The organism is Streptomyces sp. 184, assembly GCF_045781775.1.
Taxonomy (GTDB): Bacteria; Actinomycetota; Actinomycetes; order Streptomycetales; family Streptomycetaceae; genus Streptomyces.
This window is the reverse complement of sequence record NZ_CP123230.1, coordinates 4,092,102-4,111,265: the sequence shown is the minus strand read 5'-3', so window position 1 is coordinate 4,111,265 and position 19,164 is coordinate 4,092,102. Positions and strand designations below refer to the sequence as shown.

Genomic DNA, 19,164 nt, shown 5'->3' with positions numbered 1-19,164 from the left:
GGAGGACGCCTCAGAGCCGGGCGTTCCGCTTGAGCACCGCCACGGCGGCGACCGTACGGTAGCCGCGCCACTCCAATGCGGCGGCCGGTGAGAACGAGCCGAAGTCGACCAGCCAGCCGCCGTCGTCCTGCTGCTCCGCGGCCAGCCGCCGAAGCTCGGCGTCGACGACCTCGGGGGCGTACAGGGTGCGCGCGGGTCGGCCGGGGTCGGGGGCGACGTCGAGCGGCCGGATCGCCTCCCCTTCCGAGCCGCCCGCGACGGGCAGCACCCCGTCGTCGGGGATGAGCGGGCGCAGCCGCTCCAGCAGGGCGGCGGCCCCGGGACGGGTGTCGCAGGCGGCGTCGAGGAAGCGGATGGCGAACGACAGCTCGATCGCGTGCGGCTTGTCGCCGATCGCCTCGACGGCGTCCAGGCAGTAGCGGGCGGCCCGCTCCAGCCAGGGGTGGGCGGCGACGGCGGGGTCGTGCGCGGCCAGCCGCAGCGCGATGCCGGCGGCGAACGCGGTGGACTGGAGGGCGGAGGCCGACGGGTCGGCCCGCGTCCAGAACGGCGCGCAGCCGGCGGGGTCCGCCACGGGCAGCGCGAAGGGCAGCCCGCCGTCGGGCAGCGTGGCGGAGAGCAGCCAGTCGCACAGCCGTACCGCGTGCGGTGTCGTGGCCGGGGCGGCGTCGACGAACGCCTCGAAGGCGTGCAGCGCGCCGCCGGGCTGGCTCTCCGGCGCCCGCAGGTCCGGTTCGAGTCCCCAGCCGTAGCCGCCGTCGGGGTTGCGGTAGCCGTCGACGGCGGCGAACACGGCGGCGGGGTCCGCCTGGCCGAGCAGCAGCTCGAAGCGGCGGCGGTCGAGCAGCCTCGCGTGGGTGGCCATGAACGACGCGGCGGCGGAGAGGTCTGCGGTCATACGTCCACGATGGCAGCGGCGCGGGCGGTCGTCTTGAACGTTTCGGACGTGTCCCTCGGGCCGGACCGGATCGGGGGACGGCCGCGGGCACCACTCCCCCTCCCCCCATCCCGCGGCCGTCCCCTGCTGTCTCCCCTGATGTCCCTGCCGCCCCGGCCCAGCGGCGGCGGGGCGTCGCCGTCGGCCTTGCCGGGCGCCGCGTTGGCGGCGGCGAAGCGCTGGCCGAGCGCACCGCGCGGCTGGTGCGCGGGGCCGAGTCCGGGCTCGCGGGCCGCGCCGGGCCCGCCGCCGCGCTGGCCGAGGTGACGGGTGAGGCGCGGCGGGCGCTGGGGGCGCTGCGCGAGCTGCTCGACATGATGGACGCCGCCGGTGCGGGCGCTCATGGACATCCGCATGCCGGGCATGGACGGCCTGGCCGCCACGCGGGAGCTGACCGCGCTCGACCCGCCGGCGCGGGTGCTGATCCTGACCACCTTCCGGCGCGACGACTACGTCTTCGAGGCGCTGCGCGCGGGCGCGTCGGGGTTCCTGCTCAAGGACTGCTACCCGCAGGACCTCCTGGACGCGATCCGTACCGTCGCGGCGGGCGAGGCGCTGCTGGCGCCGGCGGTCGTCCGGGATCTGATCGACGCCTTCGCGACCGGCTGGACGCGCTGACGGAGCGCGAGGCCGAGGTGCTGCGCCAGGTCGCGAAGGGGCTGAGCAACCCGGAGATCGCCGCGGTCCTCGGCATCGGCCGGTCCACCGTGAAGACCCATGCGGCGGCGGTCCTGGCCAAGCCGGGGCTGCGGGACCGTACGCAGGCCGTCATCTACGCGCACGAGACCGGCCTCGCCTCCCCCTGACCGCCTCGCCCCCTACTCCTGGGACTCCGCGAGCAGGCGCAGCGCCAGTTCCTTCAGCTCGGGGCTCGCCTCGGCCGCGTTGCCCGAGTCGTACGGGGGCTGCGGGTCGTACTCGACGGCGAGCTGGACCGCGCGTGCCGTCGGCTCGTCGGTGAGCAGGGCGGCGAGGTAGAGGGACATGTCGATGCCCGCCGAGACGCCGGCGGCGGTGATCACCTTGCCGTCGTGGACGTAGCGTTCGGGCACGTAGGTGACGCCGAAGGTGGCCTCCAGGTAGTCCTTCGACGCCCAGTAGGTGGTGGCGCGGGTGCCCAGGAGGCCGGCGGCGCCGAGGACGAGGGAGCCGGTGCACACCGAGGTGGTGAAGCGGGTGCGGCGGTGGGCGCGGCGCAGGAAGCGCAGGATCGCCGGGTTCTCCATGGCGGCGATGGTGCCGCGGTTGCCGGCGCCGGGGACGAGGACCACGTCCAGCTCGCCGGTCTCGGCGAACGACCGGTCGGCGACGACCGCGGTGTGCCCGGTGTCCGTGCGGACGGGGCCGCGGCGTTCGGCGATCATCGTGACGTCCGCCCCGGGCAGCCGGGACAGCACCTCGACCGGTCCCGTCGGGTCGAGCAGACTGAAGCCGTCGTAGAGCAGGACGCCGATCCGCGGGCCGCCGGCCGGCCGCCCCGCGCTGTCCGCCCTCGTCCCGGCGTGGGCCGTCCCGGCCGGGATTCCGGCCGCCAGGCCCGCCGCGGCGAGCGCCACCGCGCCGCCGAGGGCCGCCCTGCGCGTCGTCGTCGTGTCGGTCGTGGTGTCGCTGTTCGTCATGCCCCGGGAGTCTGCCGGTCCGGCCCGGGGCCGGCCCGCGGCATGTCCGGCATCCTGCGAATCGTGTCCCCGGTGGCCGCGTAGTGCTCCAGGAACGCCTGCCGCAGCGTCTCGGCGGAGCCGAAGCCGCAGCGGCGCGCGATCGCGGCGAGCGTCAGCCCGCTGGAGCGGACGAGGTGGGCGGCGCCCTCGGTGCGGGCGGCGCGCACCGCGCGCGCCGGGGTGGTGCCGAGGTGGCGGGCGAACAGGCGGGTGAGGTGGCGGGTGCTGATGCCCGCGCGGGCGGCGAGCGCGGGCGGGCCGAGGTCGTCGGCGAGGTGCCCGGAGACGTACCCGAGGAGGTCGCGGACGAGGCGGTCGCCGCTCGGCGGGGCGGAGAGGAACATGCTGATCTGCGCCTGGTCGGCGGGGCGGTGCAGGTACGTGACCAGTTCGCGGGCGACGCCGCGCGCGAGGGTCGGGCCGTGGTCGTCCTCGATGAGTGCGAGCGTCAGGTCCAGCGCGCTGGTCACTCCGGCGGAGGTGTACACGTGCCCGTCGCGTACGTACAGCGGGGCCGGGTCGACGGCGACGGCCGGGTGGCGGGCGGCGAGTTCGGCGCCGTAGCGCCAGTGGGTGGTCACCCGCCGCTGGTCCACCAGGCCGGCGGCGGCCAGGACGAACACCCCGGTGCAGACCGCGGCGACCCGGCGGGCGCCGGCGGCCAGCCTGCGTACCTGCCTGACCAGCTCCCCGTCCACGGCGGCCCGCTCGTGGCCGATGCCGCCGACGACCATGAGGGTGTCCGGCCGCGCCGGCACTTCCGAAAGACGCTGCCCGCCGCCCAGGCCGATGCCGGCGGAGCTGACCACGCCGCGTCCGCTGGCGGTGGCCAGCCCGATGGCGTACGGGGGCGCCGCGCCGGAGCGGTTCGCGGCGTCCAGGGCGCCGCTGGGGCAGGCGATGTCGAGTATCTGCGCGTCGTCGTACGCGACGAGCACCACCCGGCGTACCGCGTCCGCCACCCGCACCCCGCCCTCCGGCCCGCGGAGCCCTGCGCGCTCCGGCATCCGGCAGGGTATCCGGCGGCGGCCTAGCCTGGAGGCATGGCCCTGTTCGAGGTGGAACGCACGGTGCATGCGTCGGCGGTGGCGGTCTGGGAGCGGCTGACCGACTGGCCGGCGCACGTCGGGCGGGTCCCGCTGACCCGGATCACCGGTGTCTCCGTGCCCGCGGAGGGCGTGGGGGCGCGGTTCACGGCGCGCACCGGCGTGGGCGCGGTGGGCTTCGACGATCCGATGGAGGTCGTGGCGTGGTCGCCGCCAGGGGCCGGGCGGGCGGCGGGGCGGTGCCGGCTGGTCAAGCGGGGGCGGGTGGTGCGCGGGTGGGCCGAGATCGAGGTGCACGGCCCGGAGGCGGACACCGGTGACGGCGCGGACGCCGGGGACGCCGGGAATGCCGGGGACGGCGCCCCCGGGCCGGTGCGGGCCGTGTGGCGGGAGGAGATCGGGGTGCGGGGAGTGCCGCGGGCGCTGGATCCCGTGGTGGCGTGGACCGCGCGCCGGCTCTTCGCGCGCGTGCTCGACGATCTGCTCCGCTCCCCCTGACGGCCGCTCCCCCGCGCAACGTCGCCGGCCGGCCGGCAGCGGGCGCGGGCGGCTACGGGCGTACCGCCATCCGTGCCGGTGCGGTGGCCCGGTGGTGCAGGAGCAGCGCGGTGACCGCCGTCCAGGCGGCCAGGGCGCAGGCGGTGGCGGTGCGGGTCAGGGGCTGGGGGACGGGGCCCAGGGCGGTGGCGGCGTACGGACCGGGGCCCCGGGGCGCACGCGCGCAGGACCGCGCCCGCCCCGGGGCCGTGCGCGGCCGGGACATGAAGATGACAAGGTCACACCCGCGGACTTACCCATCCTTCAGCCGATCTGGCTAGCATCCGTCCATGACCGTCCTGCCCGATGACGGGCTCTCCCTCGCGACCGAGTTCCCCGACGCGTCGCACGAGCAGTGGCAGCACCTGGTGGCCGGCGTGCTGCGCAAGTCCGGCAAGGAAGTAGCCGGCGACGAGGCCGAGGCGCTGCTGTCCACCGCGCTCGAAGACGGGCTGCGCACGCCCCCCCTCTACACCGCGCGCCACCGCGCACCGGACCCCGGCCTGCCCGGCTTCGCGCCCTTCGTGCGCGGTGGCCGGGCCGAGGGGAACGCCGCCGGCGGCTGGGACGTACGCCAGCGGCACGCGGTGGCCGACGCGGAGGCCGTGCTCGGCGACCTGGAGAACGGCGTCGGCTCCCTGTGGCTCGTCGTCGGCGGGGCCGGCGGCATCCCCGTGGCGGCGCTGGAGGGCGTCCTTGAGGGCGTCTACCTCGACCTGGCGCCCGTCGTCCTGGACGCCGGCGCCGACACCGAGCCGGCCGCGCGCGAACTGCTGCGGCTGTACGAGAAGCGCGGCGTCGCCCCCGACGCCGCCCGGGGCGGCCTGGGCGCCGACCCGCTCGGCCACGAGGCCCGTACCGGACTGCCCGGGGACACCGCCGCCCTGACCGCCCTCGCCCGGCTGTGCGCCGAGCGCCACCCGGGCCTGAGGGCCGTCACCGTGGACGCGCTGCCGTACCACGAGGCCGGCGGGTCGGCGGCGCAGGAGCTGGGCTGCTCGCTGGCCACGGCCGTCGCGTATCTGCGGGAGCTGACCGCGGCGGGGCTGAGCACCGCGCAGGCGTGCGCCCAACTGGAGTTCCGGTATGCGGCCACCGCCGACCAGTTCCTGACCATCGCCAAGCTGCGCGCCGCGCGCCGGCTGTTCTCGCGGGTCGCGGAGGTCTGCGGGGCGCCCGCGGCGGGGGCGCAGCGCCAGCACGCGGTGACCTCGCCGGTGATGGCGACGCGCCGCGACCCGTGGGTGAACATGCTGCGCACCACGGTCGCCACCCTCGCCGCCGGGGTCGGCGGCGCGGACGCGGTGACCGTGCTGCCCTTCGACCACGCGATCGGCCTGCCGGACGCGTTCTCGCGGCGCATCGCGCGCAACACCTCGGCCATCCTCGTCGAGGAGTCGCACCTGGCCCGGGTCATCGACCCGGCGGGCGGCTCCTGGTACGTGGAGCGGCTGACCGACGAACTCGCCCACGCCGGGTGGGCGTTCTTCCAGGAGATCGAGCGGGCCGGCGGCCAGGCCGCCGCACTGCGCTCCGGGATGGTCCCCGAGCGGCTGGCACGGACCTGGGCGGAGCGCGGTACGAAGCTCGCCAGGCGACGCGAACCGGTGACCGGCGTCAGCGAGTTCCCCGACCTGGCCGAGCATCCCGTCGTCCGCGAACCCGCGCCCGAGCCGCCGTCCGGCGGACTGCCGCGGGTGCGCAGGGACGAGGCGTTCGAGGCGCTGCGGGCGCGCTCCGACGCGCACCTGGCCGCGACCGGCGCCCGGCCGCGGGTCTTCCTCGCCGCGCTGGGCCCGGCCGCCGTGCACACCCCGCGGCTGTCCTTCGCCGCGAACCTGTTCCGGGCCGGCGGCGTCGAGCCCGTCACCGACGGCGCGTTCGCGGACAGCGGGGCGCGCGAGGCGTGCCTGTGCTCCGGCGACGCGGTGTACGAGGAGCAGGGCGCCGCCGCCGCGGCGGAACTGCGGGCGGCAGGCGCGCGGCACGTCTACCTCGCCGGACGCCCGGGCCCGTACGACGGCGCCGACACCTACGTCTTCGCCGGCTGCGACGCCGTGGCCGTGCTGACCGACGCACTCGACCGCATGGGAGTGGCCCGATGACCGTCCCCGACTTCTCGGACATCGAACTGGGCACCCCGGCCCCCGCGGCCGGGACCGACGAGTGGCGCGCCGCGGTCAAGCGCGGCGGCGACGGCGACGACCTGGGCTGGGAGACGCCCGAGGGCATCGCCGTGCGCCCGCTGTACACCGGGCAGGACCTGGAGGACCTGGACTTCCTGGACACCTATCCGGGCGTCGCGCCGTACCTGCGCGGCCCGTACCCGACGATGTACGTCAACCACCCCTGGACGATCCGGCAGTACGCGGGCTTCTCCACCGCCGAGGAGTCCAACGCCTTCTACCGGCGCAACCTCGCGGCCGGCCAGAAGGGCCTGTCCGTCGCCTTCGACCTGCCCACCCACCGCGGCTACGACAGCGACCACCCGCGGGTGACGGGCGACGTCGGCATGGCGGGCGTGGCGATCGACTCGATCCTCGACATGCGCCGGCTCTTCGACGGCATCCCGCTGGACCGGATGACGGTGTCGATGACGATGAACGGCGCGGTGCTGCCGGTGCTGGCGCTGTACATCGTCGCGGCCGAGGAGCAGGGGGTGCCGCCGGAAAAGCTGGCGGGGACCATCCAGAACGACATCCTCAAGGAGTTCATGGTCCGCAACACCTACATCTACCCGCCGAAGCCGTCGATGCGGATCATCTCCGACATCTTCGCCTTCACCTCCCGGAACATGCCGCGCTACAACTCCATCTCGATCTCCGGCTACCACATCCAGGAGGCGGGCGCGACGGCCGACCTGGAGCTGGCGTACACCCTCGCCGACGGCGTGGAGTACATCCGGGCGGGCCGGGAAGCAGGCCTGGACGTGGACGCCTTCGCGCCGCGGCTGTCGTTCTTCTGGGCGATCGGCATGAACTTCTTCATGGAGGTCGCCAAGCTGCGCGCGGCACGTCTTCTGTGGGCGAAGCTCGTCAAACGCTTCGACCCGCAGAATCCCAAGTCGCTGTCGCTGCGCACCCACTCGCAGACCTCCGGCTGGTCGCTGACCGCGCAGGACGTCTACAACAACGTGACGCGCACGTGCGTCGAGGCGATGGCGGCCACCCAGGGCCAAACGCAGTCGCTGCACACCAACGCCCTGGACGAGGCGCTGGCGCTGCCGACGGACTTCTCCGCCCGCATCGCCCGCAACACCCAGTTGCTGCTCCAGCAGGAGTCCGGTACGACCCGCGTGATCGACCCGTGGGGCGGCAGCGCGTACGTGGAGCGGCTGACGTACGACCTGGCGCGGCGGGCCTGGCAGCACATCGAGGAGGTCGAGCAGGCCGGCGGCATGGCGCAGGCGATCGACGCCGGCATCCCGAAGCTGCGGGTGGAGGAGGCGGCGGCGCGCACCCAGGCCCGTATCGACTCCGGCCGGCAGCCGGTGATCGGCGTGAACAAGTACCGGGTGGAGTCCGACGAGCAGATCGAGGTGCTGAAGGTCGACAACTCCTCGGTACGCGCCCAGCAGATCGCGAAGCTGGAGCGGCTGCGCGCGGAGCGCGACGAGGCCGCGTGCCAGGGCGCGCTGGACGACCTGGCGCGGGCGGCCGGCGGCGAGGGCAACCTGCTGGAGCTGGCGGTACGGGCCGCGCGCGCCCGGGCGACGGTGGGCGAGATCTCGTACGCGCTGGAGAAGAGCTACGGGCGGCACGCCGGGCAGATCCGTACGATCTCCGGTGTGTACCGGAACGAGACGGGCGAGTCGCCGTCGGTGGAGCGGACCAGGTCGCTGGTGGGCGACTTCGCGGAGGCGGAGGGCCGGCGCCCGCGCATCCTGGTCGCCAAGATGGGCCAGGACGGGCACGACCGCGGGCAGAAGGTGATCGCCACGGCCTTCGCCGACCTCGGCTTCGACGTGGACGTCGGCCCGCTGTTCCAGACCCCGGACGAGGTGGCGCGGCAGGCCGTCGAGGCGGACGTGCACATCGTGGGGGTGTCGTCGCTGGCGGCCGGGCACCTGACGCTCGTGCCGGCGCTGCGCGAGGCGCTGGCGGAGGAGGGGCGCGAGGACATCATGGTCGTCGTGGGCGGGGTGATCCCGCCGCAGGACGTGCCGACGCTGCTGGAGATGGGTGCGACGGCGGTGTTCCCCCCGGGCACGGTGATCCCGGACGCCGCGTACGACCTGGTGGCGCAGCTCGCCGCCGGGCTCGGCCACGACGCCGCGTGAGCGGGTGAGCCGGTGGCGATCGATCTCGACACGTACGTCAAGGGCGTCCTCGACGGCAAGCGCGCGCTCGTCGCGCGCGCGATCACCCTCGTGGAGTCGACCCGGCCGCAGCACCGCGCGCTGGCCCAGGAGTTGCTGACCGAGCTGCTGCCGCACAGCGGGAACGCCCGGCGTATCGGGGTCAGCGGCGTGCCCGGGGTGGGGAAGTCGACGTTCGTCGACTCCTTCGGCACGATGCTGACGGGGCTCGGGCACCGGGTGGCGGTACTGGCCGTCGACCCGTCGTCGAGCCGCACCGGCGGGTCGATCCTGGGCGACAAGACGCGCATGGAGCGCCTGGCCGTGGATCCGGCCGCCTTCGTACGCCCCTCCCCCACCGCGGGCACGCTCGGCGGGGTCGCGAAGGCGACGCGCGAGTCGATCGTGGTGATGGAGGCGGCGGGCTACGACGTGGTGCTGGTGGAGACCGTGGGCGTCGGCCAGTCCGAGACGGCCGTGGCGAACATGGTCGACTCCTTCCTGCTGCTGACCCTGGCCCGTACCGGAGACCAGTTGCAGGGCATCAAGAAGGGCGTGCTGGAGCTGGCGGACGTGATCGCCGTCAACAAGGCGGACGGGCCGCACGAGCGCGACGCCCGGGCGGCGGCGCGTGAACTGGCGGGCGCGCTGCGGCTGATGCACGGCAGGGGCGCGTTCTGGACGCCGCCCGTGCTGCATTGCAGCGCGCGCGAGGCGACGGGGCTGGACACCGTCTGGGAACGGCTGGAGCGCCACCGCGACCTGCTGGAGTCCACCGGGCGGCTGGCCGCCCGGCGGCGCGATCAGCAGGTGGACTGGACGTGGACGATGGTGCGCGAGGAGCTGCTGGGCCGGCTGCGCGCCGACCCGGCGGTCGGTGCGCTGGCTCCGGAGCTGGAACAGCGGGTCAGGGACGGCGAGTTGACGGCGACCCGGGCGGCGGAGCGGATCCTGGACGCCTTCGGCGGCTGACCGGGCCCGGGCCGGTGCGGCGGTGTCAGGCCGCCGGCTGTCCGGCCCGCGAGCCGATCGGCGGGGCTCCGACGTGGTCGCGGGCGCCGGTGAGCGGACAGCCGAGGGTGCCGGCGGCGTCGTACGCCGCCGCCTTGGGGTCGCGGTAGCCGACCCACGCGACCGCCCCGGCCAGCACCGCCAGCCCGCCGGCGACCCCGGCCCCGGTGCGGAACGCCGACGCGGAGGCGTCGGCGAGCACGGGCTCCAGCGCCGCGCGCTCGGCGGCCGGGAGCGCGGCGGGCGGCTCGTCGGACAGCGGGCGTTCGCGCGCGGTGTCCATGACGGCGTCGGCCGGCGCGTCGATGCCGGCGCGGGCGAGGCCGTCGTCGAGCCCGGCGGAGAACCGCACGGAGATGACCACGCCGAGCACCGCGATGGCCATCATGCTGCCGATCCGGGCGATGGCGTTGTTGATGCCGGAGGCGACGCCGGCCCGGTCGGCGGGGGCGGCGGACATCACTCCGGAGGTGAGCGGCGCGACGAGCATCGCCAGGCCGAGACCGTGCACCAGGACCGAGGGGAGCACGACGGTCCACAGCGAGGTGCCGGCGTCCGCGCGCAGCAGCAGGAGCATGCCGAGGCCGGCGAGCAGCGAGCCGCCGGCGATGAAGGGCCGGCCGCCGTACCGGTCGGCGAGCGCGCCGAAGCGCCCGGAGAGCACGAACAGCACCATGATCGGCACCGCGCCGGCGATGCCGGCGGGGGCGGGCCCGTAGCCGAGGTTCTCCTGGAGGAAGAGGATCGTGTACGTGCCGCAGGAGATGAGCGCGCCGTAGAGGACGAACGTGGTGGCGTTGATGGCGGCGAAGGCCCTGATCCGGAACAGCGCGGGCGGCAGCAGCGGGTCGCGGGCGCGGCGCTCCCAGACCAGGAACGCGACCAGCGACGCGACGCCGACGACGAGGGCGGCCAGGGTGAGGGGGTCGCCCCAGCCGGCGTGCGGAGCCTGGATGAGGTAGAACACCGGCCCGCCGACGGCGGGTACGGCGAGCGCGGCGCCGGCCAGGTCGACGGAGGCGCCGGCCGTGCCGTCGCCGGGCGGGGTGGCGCGCAGGATCAGGGCGACGACGACGGCCGCGCAGGGCAGTTCGAGCCAGTAGACCGCCCGCCACGACAGCGCGTCGATGAGCAGCCCGCCGACGACGGGCCCGGCGATGACGGACAGCCCGCTCCACGCGGACCAGCGGGCTATCGCCCGCGAGCGGCCGGCCTCGTCGAAGGCGCCGGTGATGACGGCCAGCACGCTGGGCAGCAGCAGCGCGGCGGCGGCGCCCTGGGCCAGCCGGCCGACGACGAGCACCCCGGCGCTCGGCGCCAGCGCGCACACCAGCGCGGCGGCCCCGAACCCGGCGGTGCCGACGGCGAAGACGAGGCGCCGGCCGTAGACGTCCCCGAGGGCCCCGCCGACGAGGATCAGGCTGCCGACGGCGAGCAGGAACGCCGCGACGATCCACTGCTGCACCGCCATGCCCGCGTCGAGGTCGGCGGCGATGGCGGGCAGCGCGACGGTGGTCATCAGGCTGTCCATGCCCACCAGTGACGAGGCCAGCACGCAGGCCGACAGCACGAGACCCGCCTGCCGTCGGGCCGTCCGCTGCCGAGGGGCTCCGGAGGTCATGGCGGTCATACTCCCGGAGCCGCGCGCACCGGGCAACGGAGTTGTGCGCGATCAGCGGCCCGGTCGGACGGCGGACCTCACAGGCGCGGCTGGGTCAGGGACCAGCCGGAGACCGCGGACACCGGGCCGCGCCACAGTGACGTCTCCGCGTTCTCCGTGCCGTGGAGGTATGTGACGTCGCGCAGGTGCAGGTAGGGCGCCGCCGACGGGTCCGGGTCGCCGGCGTCGGTGGGCAGCGCCGCCAGCGCGGTGTTGAGGAAGGCGGCGACCGCCGGATCGGACTCGTGGATCTGGTCCAGCCACGCCTCACGCCAGGCGCGGTGGCTGATCAGGTGCCCGTGCAGGGCGCCGCCGCCCAGGTGCAGGGTCACGGCGATGCTCGCGTGCGGGTCGTCCGACTCGTCCAGCAGGGAGTTGAGGGCCTGAAGGTATACGTCCATTGTCGGCATCGTAGCCGTGACCTGCCGCGTCGGTCCCTCCGCCCGCGTCGCCACGGTTCTCCCCGGACCGGTTCTCCTCAGACCCGGCGCCAGCGGGCGCAGGCGAAGGAGAACAGGGCGAAGAGCACCAGGCCCACGGCGACGAGGGCCAGCAGCCACGGCCCCGCCGCGGTGTCGGCGAAGGACTTCAGCGCCGCGTCGACGCCCTTGGCCTCCTTCGGGTCGTACTCCAGGGCGGCCCGCGCGACGAACACGCCGATGGCGCCCACGACCAGGCCGCGCGCGATGCCGCCGGCCACCCCGGTCACGTCGACGAGCCGGCGGGTGCGCCGGGACATCCGGGACACGCGCAGGTGCTTGCGGTACGAGCGCATCGCGGCGCGCACCGCGAGTACCGCACCGGCCACCGCGATGCCCGCGCCCGCGATGCCCACCAGCCACTTGCCGCCGGGCTGTTCGAGCGCCCGGGCGGTGATGTCCCGGCTCTGCTGGTCGCTGGAGGTGTTGCCCTTCTCGCCGGCCGCGAAGGCGAGCACGGAGTAGGCGACGAAGCCGTAGAAGACCGCCCGTGCGCCCGACAGCGCCCGCTTCGACGCCTTGTGCCCGCCGGGCCCGGCGGCGCCGAACGCGGCCTCGGACAGCCGCCACACCGCCATGCCCACCAGGGCCGCGCCCAGCGTCCACAGCAGGAACCCGCCGGCGGGCTGCGCGGCGATCTCGCCGACGGCGCCGCTGCGGTCCGCCTCCCGCTTCCCCTCGCCGAACGCCACCCGGACGGCGAGCGCGCCGATCAGCAGGTAGAGCACGCCGCGGCCGACGAGCCCGGCCCGTGCGCCCCACTCCACCGCCTTGCTGTCCGCCGCCTTGCGGATCGTCCTGCGACCCCGCGCCGTCGATGTTGCCGCCTGCATCGTCAGTCTCCTTTTCGGTCCGGCTGCGCGGCTGCCCAGGAAGAACGGGCGGAAACGCAGGTCCCCGCCCGCCGGGTCCCGGAATCCGGGTCCCGGCGGTGGTCTGCGGGCCGCTCCGGGCCCAATCCCTCCTGCACGCCTCTTGAGGTGTCCGTCCGGTGCGATCTAGGATCTCCGGGGAGATATTGAAACGTTTCAATTTCCTGAGTCGGACACGCCACTCATCAACCAAGGGACGTGCGATGAGCCACGAGCGCGAGACGATCAACGGAAGTGCATGGAACCGGCGGGCCTTTCTGCGCACCTCCGCAGCCGCCGGCGCGGGAGCCGGCGTCATCGGCCTAGGCCAGGGCGCGGTCCCCGCGGCCGCGGCCGGCCGGGACGGCGGGGACGGCCGCGGGGCGGGGCTGCGTATCGAGCGCACCACCGTCGAGTACGCGCCCGCCCTGCTCGGCACCGACGTCGCCGAACCCCGGTTGAGCTGGGAGCTGTCCGCGCCGGGCAGCGGCGCGCGGCAGAGCGCGTACCAGGTCCGGGTCTGCCTCGACCCCGGGGGCAAGGGGCCCGCGGTGTGGGACTCCGGCCGCGTCGACTCGGCGCGGACCGTCGGCGTCCCCTACGGCGGGCCGGCGCTGAAGACCCGTACCCGCTACCACTGGCAGGTGCGGGTCTGGGACGGCCGCGGCCGGCGGTCCGCCTGGAGCCGGTGGAGCTGGTGGGAGACCGCGCTGGCGTCCGACGACTGGCGCGGCCACTGGATCGGCGCCGACGCCGCGCCCGAGCCGCCCGGCTTCGCGGGCGCGTCGTGGATCTGGGCGCCCGGCGCCACCCCGCAGAACGCCCCGGCCGGCCCGGTCTGGTTCCGCGCCGCGCTCGAACTGCCCGCCGGGGCCGAGGTGTCGGCGGCGCAGATCGTGGCCACCGCCGACGACGACTTCACCCTCTTCCTCGGCGGCACGCAGGTGCTGCACGCCCCGCAGCAGACCGACGGCTGGCGCACCGGCCGGCCGGCCGACGTCACCGACGGCGTCCGCGCCGCGGACGGCCGGGTGGTCGTCGCCGTCCGCGCCACCAACCGCGGCGGCGCCTCGGTCAACCCCGGCGGTCTGCTCGTACGCCTGACGGTGCACACCGGCGACGAGGTCACCGAGCTGGTCACCGGGCCCGGCTGGCGGTGCGCCGACCAGGAGCAGGAGGGCTGGCAGCAGCCGGGCTTCGACGACGGCGCGTGGGCGGAGGCCGCGGTGCTCGCCCCGTACGGCGAGGGCCCCTGGGGCAGCGGCGCGCAGGTGCCGGCCGAGGTACGGCCCGCGCCGCTGCTGCGCCGGGAGTTCACCGTCGGCCGGCCGGTGCGGCGCGCCCGGCTGTACATCAGCGGGCTCGCCTACTACGACGCGGAGATCAACGGCCGTCGCGTCGGCAGCCAGGTCCTCGACCCGGGCTTCACCGACTACGACGAGACCGTGTTCTACGCGGTCCACGACGTCACCGACCTCGTCGCCCGGGGCGCCAACGCCATCGGCGTCACCCTCGGGCGCGGCTTCTTCGGCATGACCACGCCCAACGTGTGGAACTGGCACACCCCGCCGTGGCACGGCGAACCCCGCCTGCTGGCCCAACTGGAGATCGAGCACCCCGGCGGCGCCCGTACCACCGTGGCCACCGACGGCAGTTGGCGGCTGACCGAGGGCCCCACCCGCTCCGACTGCCTCTACGCCGGCGAGACCTACGACGCCCGCGAGCACCCCGCGGGCTGGACCGAGCCGGGCTTCGACGACGCCGCCTGGTCGAGCCCCGCCCGCCAGGATCCGCCCGGGGGCACCCTGCGCGCCCAGCCGCACGACGCGATCCGCGTCGTCGACACCGTGCGGCCCGTCGCCGTCACCGCGCACGGCGACGACTGGATCGTCGACATGGGCCGCACCCTGGCCGGCTGGACGAAGCTCTCGGTACGGGCCCCGGCGGGCACCACCGTGCGGCTCGCGCACGGCGAGAAGCTCAAGGCCGACGGCAGCGTGCACGCCGAGACCGGCCATGTGCCGGGCCGCTTCCAGACCGACGAGTACGTCTGCGCGGGCGGCGGGTCCGCGGAGGTGTGGGAGCCCAAGTTCTCCTACAAGGGTTTCCGTTACGTGCAGGTCAGCGGCCTGCCCGCGAAGCCGGACCCCGGCGGCTTCCTCGGCCGGGTGGTGCACACGCCGGTCGCCGGCACCGGGACGTTCCGCTGCTCCGAGCCGTTCTACGAGCAGTTGGAGCGCGCCATGCGGCGCACCGTGCAGAACAACCTGCACGGCATCCCCACCGACACCCCGATGTACGAGAAGAACGGCTGGACCGGCGACGCGCAGGTCGGCGCGCCCGTGATGATGTACGCGCTGGGCATGCACCGGATGCTCGGCAAGTGGCTGGACGACCTCCGCGACAGCCAGAACGCCGAGGGGCAGGTGCCGGTGATCGTGCCCAGCGGCGGCTGGGGCTACCGCGACCTCGCGCCCTCGCCGGAGTGGACGACGGTCTACCCGTTCCTGGTGCGGGAGATGTACCGGGTGTACGGCGACGAGCGCGTCGTACGCGACCATCTGCCGGCGCTCATCCGCTATCTGGACTGGGAGCTGGACCGGCTGGTGGACGGCCTGGCGGTCACGGCGCTCGGCGACTACCTGCCGCCCGGCTACGGCGGCAACCCGCCCGAGGACACCCGGCTGACGGCCACCGCGTACCTGCACCGGGCGCTGGCCGACACCGCGGCGATGGCGGACCTGGCGGGCGAGGGCGGCACCCGGGACCGCTACCTGGCCGCCGCCGGGGGCCTGAAGGAGGCGCTGAACGCCGAGTTCCTCGCTCCCGAGGGCCACTACCGCACGGCCAGGGACCCGGACTACCGGCAGACCAGCAACTGCATCCCGCTGGCCTTCGGCCTGGTGCCGCCCGGGGCGCGGGCGAGCGTCACCGCCTCCCTGCTGGCCGACATCGAGGAGCGCGGCAACCACCTCAACACCGGCGCGCTGGGCACCAGCGTGCTGCTGCGGGCGCTGACCGCCGAGGGCCACGGCGAGGTGGCCCACGCCATCGCGACCCAGCGCACGTACCCGAGCTGGGGCTACTGGTTCGACAACGGCGCCGACACCATGTGGGAGATGTGGCAGCTCGACTCGCGCTCCCGGGACCACTACTTCCAGGGCACGGTCGTGCAGTGGCTGTACGAGAACGTGGCCGGACTGCGGCCGGGCGACGCCGGCTACCGCACCTTCGCCGTACGCCCGGACGCGCGCGCCGGCGTCGACTGGGCGCGCACCGAGCTGCACACGGTGCGCGGGCCCGCCGCCGTGTCGTGGTCGCGGATCGACGCGACGGTGCGGCTGGAGGTCCGGGTGCCGGTGGGGTCGACGGCCGAGGTGCATGTGCCGAGCGCCTCGCGCGCGGACGTACGGGAGCCGGAGGGGGCGGAGTTCGTACGGACCGGGCCCGGCTTCGCGGTGTACCGGGTGCCGCACGGCTCGTGGACGTTCACCGGGAAGCCGTGACGGCACCCCGGGATTGAAACCATTCAGTGACACGGGGCGGCGGCGCTCGACCGCCGCCGCCCCGGCAACGCCCGCCCTCGCCGCCGTCGTTGACACCTCCGGTGCGGCTCCTTACCGTGAGCGACGATTGCAACGATGTAATAGCGCGCAGTTCACCCCCCACCGCGGCCGGCCCCGCGCCGCCCGCCCGGAGTCCGCTCCCGGAAAGGAGCATCCGTGTCCCCGCGCTTCCCCCGTTCCGCCACCGCCGCGGCCGCCGCTCTCGCCGCTCTCGCCGCCTTCCTGGTCCCCGGCTCGTCCGCCGCCGCCGGCCCCGGGCCCGCCGCCGCGCCGGGCCCGCCGGTGCTCGACGCGAACTTCCCCGACCCCGACATCGTGAAGGCCGGCGACACGTACCACGCCTACGCCACCAACGGCGCCGGCAAGAACATCCAGCACGCCACCTCCACCGACCTCGCCTCCTGGTCGCAGGACGGCGCCGACGTGCTGCCCCGGCTCGGCGCCTGGGCGGCGCCGAACAGCGGCCTGGTCTGGGCGCCCGAGGTCTTCGACAACGGCGGCGGCTTCACCATGCACTACACCGCGCGCGACCTGGCCAGCGACAAGCAGTGCATCGGCGTCGCCCTGGCGGCGACCCCCGCCGGCCCGTTCGAGCCCGCCGGCGACGGCCCACTGGTCTGCCCCGCCGACCAGGGCGGCGCCATCGACGCCTCCGGCTATACCGAGGGCGGGCAGCGCTACATGCTGTGGAAGAACGACGGCAACTGCTGCAACCAGGACACCTGGCTGCACCTCCAGCCCGTCAACGCCGACGGCACCGCCACCACGGGCGCTGCGACGCGGCTGATCCGCCAGGACCGGGCCTGGGAGGGCAACGTCATCGAGGCGCCGACGCTCGTCAAGCGCGGCGGCAGGTACGTGCTGCTGTACTCCGCGGACTTCTACGACGGCGATCGCTACAAGACGAGTTACGCCGTCGCCGACAGCCTCACCGGCCCGTACACCAAGGCGTTCAACCCCCTGATGACCACCGACACCTTCGGCGGCGCCGTCATCGGCCCCGGCGGCCAGGACGTCGTCACCGGCCCGGACGGCCGGGACCGGATCCTCTTCCACGGCTGGAGCGCCGACCACTCGCGGCGCTCGATGTACGCGGCCGGCATCGGCTGGGCGAACGGCTACCCGGTCGTGGACGGCAGCAAGGTGCTCTACCAGGCGGAGAACGCCACCGTGCACAACGCGGCCGTCCGCGACGCCGCCGGCGCCCTCGACGGCCGCGCGGTGGGGCACATCGACTTCCCCGACAGCTATGTGGAGTTCACCGTCTTCTCCCCCTCGGCCGGCGCCCACACCCTGTCCGTCCGCTACGGCAACGGCTCCCTCGACGGCTCCGCGCAGGTGCCCGCGACGCACACGCTGACGGTCGACGGCGCCGCGGCCGGAGCGGTGAACTACCCGTTCACCGGCTGGGACAACTGGACGACGGTCGACACGCAGGTCCAGCTCGGCGAGGGCTGGAACACCGTCCGCCTCGGCAAGGGCGCGTTCTTCGCCGAGCTGGACAGCATCGAGATCGCCTGAGTCAGGGCGGCGGGCGCCCATGGCCGACACTGGTCCGATGGACGATCAGGTGCGCGAGGTCATGACGCTGGTCGACGACGTGCTGGGCCCCGAGGTCGTCGGCGCCTACCTGCACGGCTCCGCCGTCCTCGGCGGGCTGCGCCCCGCGAGTGACGTGGACGTCCTCGTCGTCGCCCGCAGGTCGCTGGCGATGGACGAGCGGCAGGCGCTGCTCGAAGGGCTGCTGCGGATCTCCGGGACCACCGGCGGGCTGCGCCCGGTCGAGCTGACGGTGGTCGCGGAGTCCGCGGTCCGGCCGTGGCGCTACCCGCCGGTGTGCGACTTCCTCTACGGGGAGTGGCTGCGCGAGGAGTTCGAGGCGGGCGGCCCGCCGGGGCCGGCGGCCATGGCGGACCTGGCGATCGTGCTGACGATGGTGCGGGCCGGCGACCACCCGCTGGCCGGCCCGCCGCCCGCGCGGGTGCTGGATCCGGTGCCGTACGAGGACGTGGCCCGCGCCGCCGCCGCGGGCGTCCCGGACCTGCTGGCGGAGCTGGACGACGACACCCGCAACGTCCTGCTCACCCTGGCGCGGATCTGGAGCACGCTGGCCACCGGGGAGATCCGCCCCAAGGACGCCGCCGCCGCGTGGGCGCTCGACCGGCTGCCGCCGGAGCACCGGCCGGTGCTGGAGCACGCGCGGCGGCTCTATCTCGGCAGCCGGTACGCGGACGAGAGCTGGAGCGAGGAGCTGAAGGCGCGGGTCCGTCCGCACGCGGAGCATGTGGTCGCCGAGATCGGGAAGCTGTCGCGGTCCTGACCGGCGCACGCGGGCCCGTCAGCCGCGGCGGTGGCTGCCCGGGGTGGTGCCGTAGGCGCGGCGGTAGACGTCGATGAAGGCGCTCGCCGAGGACCAGCCGCAGCGGTGCGCGACGGTGGTCACCGGCACGTCGTCGGCAAGCAGCCGCAGCGCGTGGTACAGGCGCAGTCGGGTGCGCCACTGCGGGAAGGTCATGCCCGTCTCGCGGCGGAAGAGGCGGCTGAGCGTCCGCTCCCCCGCGCCCGCACCGGCGGCCCGGCCGAGGGCGGCCAGCGTGCGCTGATCGGCGGGGTCGGCGTAGAGCAGGTCGCAGACGGCGGCGAGCCGCGGGTCGGCGGGCGCGGGCAGCGGCACGGGCTGCCGCGCGGAGGCGGCAAAGGCGGCGGCGGCGCGCAGTCGGTCCAGCAGGACGGTGCGCAGCCGCCGTCCCTCGGGGGTGTCGTCGTACGGGTCGCGGGTGCAGGCGAGGATCAGCTCGCGCAGCAGCGGGTCGACGGCCAGGACGCTCGGCGCGTCGAGCCCCAGGGTGCCGGTGTCCGCGGGCACCCCGACCAGGTGCAGGTCGAGGTGGCCGTACGCGCGGTGGGCGTGGACGCAGCCGGCGGGCACCCACAGCGCGCGGGTGCCGGGCGCGAACCAGGTGCCGGCGTCGGTGGTGACGGCGAGGACGCCGGAGCCGGCGTAGACGAGCTGGTGGTCGTCGTGCCGGTGCGCGTCGATGCGCTCGCCCGCGGCCAGCGACCTGGCCCGGGTGGGTGCTTCGGGGGCGTGGCGGATGTCCGGCATCAATTGGCATTTT

General features: G+C 75.2%; 16 protein-coding genes and 1 pseudogene. 8 read left to right on the top strand and 9 right to left on the bottom strand.

The features are described 5' to 3' along the window. Positions 1 to 10: 10 nt before the first annotated feature. A complete protein-coding gene (locus tag QBL21_RS17170; RefSeq protein ID WP_407563077.1) occupies positions 11 to 898 on the bottom strand; it encodes a hypothetical protein in 888 nt (295 codons plus the stop codon). Continuing rightward, complete coding sequence (locus QBL21_RS17165; protein WP_407563076.1) at positions 895 to 1,281, bottom strand: hypothetical protein; 387 nt, start codon at positions 1,279 to 1,281, stop codon at positions 895 to 897. Before QBL21_RS17165 ends, QBL21_RS17170 begins: the two co-directional genes overlap by 4 nt. Between QBL21_RS17165 and QBL21_RS17160 the strand changes: the two are divergent. Continuing rightward, positions 1,280 to 1,743 (top strand): annotated as a pseudogene (locus QBL21_RS17160) (LuxR C-terminal-related transcriptional regulator). The gene QBL21_RS17165 and the pseudogene QBL21_RS17160 sit on opposite strands and share 2 nt — an antisense overlap. A gap of 12 nt (positions 1,744 to 1,755) precedes the next feature. On the opposite strand, the gene QBL21_RS17155 reads toward QBL21_RS17160, so the two are convergent. Beyond that, a complete protein-coding gene (locus QBL21_RS17155) occupies positions 1,756 to 2,556 on the bottom strand; it encodes a DJ-1/PfpI family protein (protein WP_407563075.1) in 801 nt (266 codons plus the stop codon). Beyond that, entirely contained in the window at positions 2,553 to 3,539 is a 987-nt protein-coding gene (locus QBL21_RS17150) for a GlxA family transcriptional regulator (RefSeq protein ID WP_407566457.1), read from the bottom strand. The genes QBL21_RS17155 and QBL21_RS17150 overlap by 4 nt, the downstream gene beginning before the upstream one ends. Before the next feature lie 102 nt (positions 3,540 to 3,641). Here QBL21_RS17150 and QBL21_RS17145 point away from each other — a divergent pair, with 102 nt between their 5' ends. Then, positions 3,642 to 4,142, top strand: coding sequence for an SRPBCC family protein (locus tag QBL21_RS17145; RefSeq protein ID WP_407563074.1), 501 nt, complete (start codon positions 3,642 to 3,644; stop codon positions 4,140 to 4,142). A 52-nt stretch (positions 4,143 to 4,194) separates the two neighbouring features. Here QBL21_RS17145 and QBL21_RS17140 read toward each other — a convergent pair whose 3' ends face one another. Beyond that, positions 4,195 to 4,407: a hypothetical protein gene (locus QBL21_RS17140; protein WP_407563073.1), complete on the bottom strand. Its 213-nt coding sequence runs from the start codon at positions 4,405 to 4,407 to the stop codon at positions 4,195 to 4,197. Between the two features lie 64 nt (positions 4,408 to 4,471). On the opposite strand from QBL21_RS17140, the gene QBL21_RS17135 reads away from it, so the two are divergent. From QBL21_RS17135 to meaB, 3 genes are read left to right on the top strand one after another with little or no spacing between them, the layout of a single operon-like run. Continuing rightward, entirely contained in the window at positions 4,472 to 6,286 is a 1,815-nt protein-coding gene (locus QBL21_RS17135; RefSeq protein WP_407563072.1) for a methylmalonyl-CoA mutase family protein, read from the top strand. Beyond that, positions 6,283 to 8,460 (top strand): methylmalonyl-CoA mutase, encoded by a 2,178-nt coding sequence (scpA, locus tag QBL21_RS17130; RefSeq protein ID WP_407563071.1) that lies wholly within the window; start codon positions 6,283 to 6,285, stop codon positions 8,458 to 8,460. Before QBL21_RS17135 ends, scpA begins: the two co-directional genes overlap by 4 nt. Before the next feature lie 12 nt (positions 8,461 to 8,472). After that, entirely contained in the window at positions 8,473 to 9,450 is a 978-nt protein-coding gene (meaB, locus tag QBL21_RS17125) for a methylmalonyl Co-A mutase-associated GTPase MeaB (RefSeq protein ID WP_407563070.1), read from the top strand. A gap of 25 nt (positions 9,451 to 9,475) precedes the next feature. On the opposite strand, the gene QBL21_RS17120 is transcribed toward meaB, so the two are convergent. The 3 genes from QBL21_RS17120 to QBL21_RS17110 all read right to left on the bottom strand — a co-directional run bounded on the left by QBL21_RS17120 (position 9,476) and on the right by QBL21_RS17110 (position 12,461). Beyond that, positions 9,476 to 11,110, bottom strand: a complete 1,635-nt coding sequence (locus tag QBL21_RS17120; protein WP_407563069.1) for an MFS transporter — start codon at positions 11,108 to 11,110, stop codon at positions 9,476 to 9,478. Positions 11,111 to 11,187: 77 nt separating this feature from the next. Continuing rightward, entirely contained in the window at positions 11,188 to 11,550 is a 363-nt protein-coding gene (locus QBL21_RS17115; protein ID WP_407563068.1) for a hypothetical protein, read from the bottom strand. Between the two features lie 77 nt (positions 11,551 to 11,627). Further along, positions 11,628 to 12,461, bottom strand: coding sequence for a DUF1206 domain-containing protein (locus QBL21_RS17110; protein ID WP_407563067.1), 834 nt, complete (start codon positions 12,459 to 12,461; stop codon positions 11,628 to 11,630). A 242-nt stretch (positions 12,462 to 12,703) separates the two neighbouring features. On the opposite strand from QBL21_RS17110, the gene QBL21_RS17105 reads away from it, so the two are divergent. The 3 genes from QBL21_RS17105 (at position 12,704) to QBL21_RS17095 (ending at position 18,365) form a co-directional block, all read left to right on the top strand. Further along, entirely contained in the window at positions 12,704 to 15,985 is a 3,282-nt protein-coding gene (locus tag QBL21_RS17105; protein WP_407563066.1) for a family 78 glycoside hydrolase catalytic domain, read from the top strand. 216 nt (positions 15,986 to 16,201) lie between these two features. After that, the gene (locus QBL21_RS17100; RefSeq protein ID WP_407563065.1) at positions 16,202 to 17,566 is read left to right on the top strand and encodes a family 43 glycosylhydrolase; all 1,365 of its coding nucleotides are present in this window, start codon (positions 16,202 to 16,204) and stop codon (positions 17,564 to 17,566) included. A gap of 37 nt (positions 17,567 to 17,603) precedes the next feature. Further along, the gene (locus QBL21_RS17095) at positions 17,604 to 18,365 is read left to right on the top strand and encodes an aminoglycoside adenylyltransferase family protein (RefSeq protein ID WP_407563064.1); all 762 of its coding nucleotides are present in this window, start codon (positions 17,604 to 17,606) and stop codon (positions 18,363 to 18,365) included. 18 nt (positions 18,366 to 18,383) lie between these two features. Here QBL21_RS17095 and QBL21_RS17090 read toward each other — a convergent pair whose 3' ends face one another. Beyond that, the gene (locus tag QBL21_RS17090; RefSeq protein WP_407563063.1) at positions 18,384 to 19,151 is read right to left on the bottom strand and encodes an AraC family transcriptional regulator; all 768 of its coding nucleotides are present in this window, start codon (positions 19,149 to 19,151) and stop codon (positions 18,384 to 18,386) included. Positions 19,152 to 19,164 lie beyond the last annotated feature (13 nt).

What these genes read in the sequence shown, in the direction of transcription:
- QBL21_RS17170 (WP_407563077.1), bottom strand. Translation starts at nt 898, where the DNA reads ATGACCGCAGACCTCTCCGCCGCCGCGTCGTTCATGGCCACCCACGCG.
- QBL21_RS17165 (WP_407563076.1), bottom strand. Translation starts at nt 1,281, where the DNA reads ATGAGCGCCCGCACCGGCGGCGTCCATCATGTCGAGCAGCTCGCGCAG.
- QBL21_RS17155 (WP_407563075.1), bottom strand. Translation starts at nt 2,556, where the DNA reads ATGACGAACAGCGACACCACGACCGACACGACGACGACGCGCAGGGCG.
- QBL21_RS17145 (WP_407563074.1), top strand. Translation starts at nt 3,642, where the DNA reads ATGGCCCTGTTCGAGGTGGAACGCACGGTGCATGCGTCGGCGGTGGCG.
- QBL21_RS17140 (WP_407563073.1), bottom strand. Translation starts at nt 4,407, where the DNA reads ATGTCCCGGCCGCGCACGGCCCCGGGGCGGGCGCGGTCCTGCGCGCGT.
- QBL21_RS17135 (WP_407563072.1), top strand. Translation starts at nt 4,472, where the DNA reads ATGACCGTCCTGCCCGATGACGGGCTCTCCCTCGCGACCGAGTTCCCC.
- scpA (WP_407563071.1), top strand. Translation starts at nt 6,283, where the DNA reads ATGACCGTCCCCGACTTCTCGGACATCGAACTGGGCACCCCGGCCCCC.
- QBL21_RS17120 (WP_407563069.1), bottom strand. Translation starts at nt 11,110, where the DNA reads ATGACCTCCGGAGCCCCTCGGCAGCGGACGGCCCGACGGCAGGCGGGT.
- QBL21_RS17115 (WP_407563068.1), bottom strand. Translation starts at nt 11,550, where the DNA reads ATGGACGTATACCTTCAGGCCCTCAACTCCCTGCTGGACGAGTCGGAC.
- QBL21_RS17110 (WP_407563067.1), bottom strand. Translation starts at nt 12,461, where the DNA reads ATGCAGGCGGCAACATCGACGGCGCGGGGTCGCAGGACGATCCGCAAG.
- QBL21_RS17105 (WP_407563066.1), top strand. Translation starts at nt 12,704, where the DNA reads ATGAGCCACGAGCGCGAGACGATCAACGGAAGTGCATGGAACCGGCGG.
- QBL21_RS17095 (WP_407563064.1), top strand. Translation starts at nt 17,604, where the DNA reads ATGGACGATCAGGTGCGCGAGGTCATGACGCTGGTCGACGACGTGCTG.
- QBL21_RS17090 (WP_407563063.1), bottom strand. Translation starts at nt 19,151, where the DNA reads ATGCCGGACATCCGCCACGCCCCCGAAGCACCCACCCGGGCCAGGTCG.